This is a genomic window from Ensifer sp. MJa1, assembly GCF_037026475.1.
Lineage (GTDB): Bacteria > Pseudomonadota > Alphaproteobacteria > Rhizobiales > Rhizobiaceae > Ensifer.
Window position 1 is genome coordinate 1 of sequence record NZ_JAKUMO010000057.1, and the last position, 2,147, is coordinate 2,147.

General features: G+C 60.6%; 1 protein-coding gene and 1 pseudogene. Both read left to right on the forward strand.

Annotated features, from left to right (window positions below; translation table 11 throughout):
* A pseudogene (locus tag MKZ91_RS31460) lies at window positions 1-638 on the forward strand (IS5 family transposase); the annotation flags it as partial.
* 114 nt (window positions 639-752) lie between these two features.
* Window positions 753-1,787 (forward strand): IS110 family transposase, encoded by a 1,035-nt coding sequence (locus MKZ91_RS31465; RefSeq protein WP_336174941.1) that lies wholly within the window; start codon window positions 753-755, stop codon window positions 1,785-1,787.
* Window positions 1,788-2,147: the final 360 nt, after the last annotated feature.

Genomic DNA, 2,147 nt, shown 5'->3' on the forward strand with positions numbered 1-2,147 from the left:
GTCATTAAGCATGGTCTGCAGTGGAAGGATGCGCCGAAGGATTACGGGCCGCATAAAACGCTCTACAACCGTTTCATCCGCTGGAGCCGGCTCGGTGTCTTCGACCGCATCTTCGCAGCGCTGGCGGCCGAAGGCCCCACACCCGAGCGCATCATGATCGACGCGACGCATCTGAAGGCACACCGGACGGCAGCGAGCCTGCTCAAAAAGGGGATGTTCCCCGTCGTATCGGGCGAACCAAAGGCGGACTGAACTCCAAGCTGCATACCGTCTGTGACGGGGAAGGCCGTCCGATCATCATGGTGCTCAGCGAAGGGCAGATGAGCGATCACAAAGGCGCACGTCTTGTGCTTGACGCCTTGCCGCCAGCCAAGACGCTGATTGCCGACCGCGGTTATGACAGCACGCAGTTCCGAGAGGCACTTCGGGAAAAGGGCATTGAGCCCTGCATTCCCTCAAGCCGGAGCCGAAGGATACCTTATCCCTACGACAAGAGCCTCTACCGTCAGCGCCACAAGGTCGAGAACCTCTTCGCCAAGCTCAAAGACTGGCGGCGCATCGCTACACGCTACGACCGATGCGCACACACCTTCTTCTCTGCTGTCTGTATCGCTGCAACCGTCATCTTCTGGCTCTGATCAATGAGATGCTGTAACGGGGCCTGCGCCGTGCACGACCAGCCCAAGCATCTTGCAATTGCTCATGGCAAGCTGTCGCTGTTCCCGTATCAGTCTCAATCGGAGGAATACGGGATGAAACTGTTTATCGGACTGGATGTATCACTGGCGAAGACCGCCGTCTGTGTGATCAACGAGTTTGGCAAGATCGCAAAGGAAGCGCAGGTTGCCAGTGATCCCCGGGCGATCGCAGACTTTGCAAACACCCTGGAGGGAGCGGTCGCCATCATCGGGCTGGAAGCCGGACCGCTGTCCCAGTGGCTGCATCGCGGCCTGACCGATGCCCGGCTGGATGTCGTCCTGATGGAAACCCGACAGGTGAAGGGCGCACTGAAAGCAATGCCGATCAAAACGGATCGGCGTGACGCGGAAGGGATCGCCCGGCTGCTTCATCTGGGCTGGTTCAGGCCTGTACATTGCAAGTCCGTGTCGGCACAGGAGGTTCGCGCGCTTCTGGCCGCCCGCAAGGCGATTCAGCAGGGCATGATCGCGCTGGAGCTGTCGTTGCGCGGACTGCTGAGAAACTTTGGCCTGAAGGTCGGCGCCATCTCACGCGGCCGGTTCGACGCCCGGATTAGGGAATTGGTGGATGGTAATGCCATGTTGCAAGCCGCGGCCGGGCCGATGTTGCGTGCGCGCGCCAGCCTGCGCCATGAACTGGCAGGGCTCGAACGTCAGGTCCGTCTGCTTGCGAAGGACGACGCGGTGTGCCGGCTGTTGATGACGATGCCAGGCATCGGGGCGGTCGTCGCCTTAACTTTCCGATCCGCTGTCGATGATCCCGCGCGGTTCTCATCATCCAAGAAAGTTGGTCCATGGGTTGGCCTTACACCATCGCGCAACCAGTCCGGGGAGCGCGACGTGATCGGCGGCATTACCCGGGCCGGCGACGCCAATCTGCGAAGAGCCTTGTGCCAAGCGGCTACCGTCATGATCCATCGGGGTCGCTCGACATGGCTGCGAAGCTGGGCTGCACAGGTTGCCAAACGCCGCGGCGCAAAGCGCGCGATGGTGGCTTTGGCAAGGCGCATCGGCACAATCCTGCACCGGATGTGGAAGGATGGCACGGAATTCTCCCCGACAGTCCCGTTGATCGCCAAGCCGGCCTGAGCGTTCACATCAGAACCATATCGTTGACGTCTGCCTGAGCGCAGACCTTCGAGGTCCCAACCGGGACGCGGTTCCGATGATGCCGTGGTCAGGACTGTCGCCGGCCTCTGGTCGAGCACGCCAATGAGATGGGCAGATCGGAATTGCCGCACTGGACCAGCATCATGTTGGCAGCCATCGCGCTGACCACGGACCGAAGCATGAACCCGGGGTGACCTCAAATGAAGGGCGAAGCAAGCCAGGCATCGGCGACATGGAGTCTATAGGAATTATTTGCCGCTTTGGCAGCATGACTGCGCTACTGCGGTCGACTTGCTTTACTTGACTCAGACGGCCCCGTTACCGAAGTCCTGACCCTAG